Here is a 2851-nt window from a genome sequence, read left to right as displayed (position 1 = left end):
GTCCGTGCTTGAGGAGATGGCACCGGCGTACCGGCATGCTGGGAGTTCGACTGGTCCGAGTCGAACGGTCGGTATCGATTAGTCTTTACCGACCAATCCGTGTCGACTGGCCGAGGTCGACCGGTTCACGCCGCCCGGTCCGTCTCGACCGCCCGGCCCGTCTCGACCGGTCGGGCCGGACAGCGGCGGAGAGTGTCACGGCGGCGGTCCATTAACCTTGAGGGAGACAATCCCCGGCCGTCCGCCTGCCCAGGCTCCGGCTCCCATGCTTCGAGAGAGGTTCGCCCCGTGGACACTGCCGACCGAGCGCACGCCCCGGTCGTCGTCGCCATCGACGGACCCTCCGGCTCCGGCAAGTCGACCGTCTCGCGGGCGGTCGCCGCCCGGCTGGGCCTGAGCTTCCTGGACACCGGCGCCATGTACCGGGCGATGACCTGGTGGATGCTGGTCAACGAGGTCGATGTCGACGACCCGGAGGCGGTGGCCGTCGCGTGCGGCAAGCCGGTGATCGTCTCGGGCACCGACGCCGACGGCCCCACCATCACGGTGGACGGCCAGGACGTGTCGGGCCCGATCCGCGGCCCCGAGGTGACCGCCAAGGTCAGCGCCGTGTCCGCGGTCCCCGCCGTACGGTCCCGGCTGGTGGAGCTGCAGCGCGGCTGCGCCGAGGTCGCCGAGCGCGGCATCGTCGCCGAGGGCCGGGACATGGGGACCGTGGTGTTCCCGGACGCCACCGTCAAGGTCTTCCTGACCGCCTCCGAGCAGGCCCGGGCCGCGCGCCGGGCGGCCGAGCTGCGCGCCAAGGGCGTGGAGGAGGCGACCATCACCGCGATGGCCGCCGACCTCGCCCGCCGCGACGCCGCCGACTCCTCCCGGAAGACGGCCCCGCTGGCCCAGGCCGCGGACGCGGTCCTGGTCGACACCAGCGACCTCACCCTGGAGCAGGTGATCGACCGGATCGCCGGGCTGGTGGAGGAGCGGGCCGGACTGTCCGCGGTCTGACCGGCGGCCGCCGGTCCGATCATGACCGGTCCGAGCGCACTCGGGCCGACCAACGACCGAAGTGAACCGCGGGCCGTCGAGGTGCCGCGGAGACAACCATCGCGCTGCCCCGAGCGGGGCAGGTACGCACGGCACGCCCCTGGGAAGGGCCGGGCCGGGAAACGGAACAGACGAACATGACCGCAGAGCACGCCGCCACCGGCCACGGTGAGCTGGACGCCGCCGACTACGCCGAGTTCATGGCACTCGCCGCCGAAGAGGGCTTCGACCTCGACGGCTTCGACGCCGTGGACGGTGCCGAGCACGTCCGACTGCCGGTGCTGGCCGTCGTCGGCCGCCCGAATGTCGGCAAGTCGACCCTGGTGAACCGCATCATCGGCCGCCGCGAGGCCGTCGTCGAGGACAAGCCGGGCGTCACCCGCGACCGGGTCACCTACGAGGCCAGCTGGAACGGCCGCCGCTTCAAGGTGGTCGACACCGGCGGCTGGGAGATCGACGTCCTCGGCATCGACGCCATGGTGGCCGCCCAGGCCGAGCTGGGCATCGAGCAGGCCGACGCGGTGCTGTTCGTGGTGGACGCCACCGTCGGCGCCACCGACACCGACGAGGCCCTGATCAAGCTCATCCGCCGGGCGGGCAAGCCGACCGTCCTGTGCGCCAACAAGGTCGACGGCCCCTCCACCGAGGCCGAGGCCGCCTACCTCTGGTCGCTCGGCCTGGGCGAGCCGTTCCCGGTCTCGGCCCTGCACGGCCGCGGCTCCGGCGACCTGCTGGACGCCGTCATGGACGCGCTGCCCGAGGCCCCGCCGCAGACCTTCGGCGACGCCGCCCCCGGCGGCCCGCGCCGCATCGCGCTGATCGGCCGGCCCAACGTCGGCAAGTCCAGCCTGCTGAACAAGGTCGCCGGCGAGGAGCGCGTCGTCGTCAACGAGCTGGCCGGCACCACCCGTGACCCGGTCGACGAGATGATCGAGCTCGGCGGCAAGACCTGGAAGTTCGTGGACACCGCCGGCATCCGCCGCCGGGTCCACCTGACCGCCGGCGCCGACTTCTACGCCTCGCTGCGCACCTCCTCCGCGCTGGAGAAGGCCGAGGTCGCGGTCGTCCTGATCGATGCCAGCGAGACCCTCGCCGAGCAGGACACCCGGATCATCTCGATGGCCGTCGAGGCCGGGCGCGCCGTCGTCATCGCCTACAACAAGTGGGACCAGCTGGACGAGGAGCGCCGCTACTACCTGGAACGCGAGATCGAGCGCGACCTCGTCCAGGTGCAGTGGGCCCCGCGGGTCAACGTCTCGGCCAAGACCGGTCGGCACATGGAGAAGCTCGTCCCGGCGGTCGAGAGCGCGCTGGAGGGCTGGGAGACCCGCGTCCCGACCGCGCGCCTGAACGCCTTCCTCGGCGAGCTGGTCGCCGCCCACCCGCACCCGATCCGCGGCGGCAAGCAGCCGCGCATCCTGTTCGGCACCCAGGCCGGCATCCGTCCGCCGCGCTTCGTGCTGTTCGCCTCGGGCTTCCTGGAGGCCGGTTACCGGCGCTTCATCGAGCGCCGCCTGCGTGAGGAGTTCGGGTTCGTGGGGACGCCGATCTCGATCTCGGTGCGGGTCCGGGAGAAGCGCAAGAAGAAGTAGTAGTAGGTAGAAGGAGTGGTCGGTCCGCCGACCGACGGCCGGAGGGCCTCGCCGCAGTGGTGGCGGGGCCCTCCGGCGTTTTCGGGCGCGGGTCCGGCGGGCGTCAGCGGTGGTCGACCGTGGGACCAGACGGCTCGTTCACCATTTGAAAAAGCACACCTTGTCCGCTACATCCCCAAACGGGACGATGATGATCGAACGTGGATTGGTTGCATAAA

2 protein-coding genes are annotated in these 2851 nt (G+C 71.6%); both read left to right on the top strand.

Annotation, left to right across the window (positions count from 1 at the left end; translation table 11 throughout):
* Positions 1-288 precede the first annotated feature (288 nt).
* Entirely contained in the window at positions 289-1002 is a 714-nt protein-coding gene (gene cmk, locus ACIQOV_RS35745) for a (d)CMP kinase (protein ID WP_401054989.1), read from the top strand.
* Positions 1003-1178: 176 nt separating this feature from the next.
* Positions 1179-2633, top strand: a complete 1455-nt coding sequence (gene der, locus ACIQOV_RS35740; RefSeq protein WP_401054988.1) for a ribosome biogenesis GTPase Der — start codon at positions 1179-1181, stop codon at positions 2631-2633.
* Positions 2634-2851: the final 218 nt, after the last annotated feature.

The sequence above is a fragment of the Kitasatospora sp. NPDC091257 genome (genome assembly GCF_044757675.1).
Lineage (GTDB): Bacteria > Actinomycetota > Actinomycetes > Streptomycetales > Streptomycetaceae > Kitasatospora > Kitasatospora lactacystinica.
Note: the sequence above shows the minus strand (reverse complement) of the source record. Positions and strands in the feature narration are given on the sequence as shown.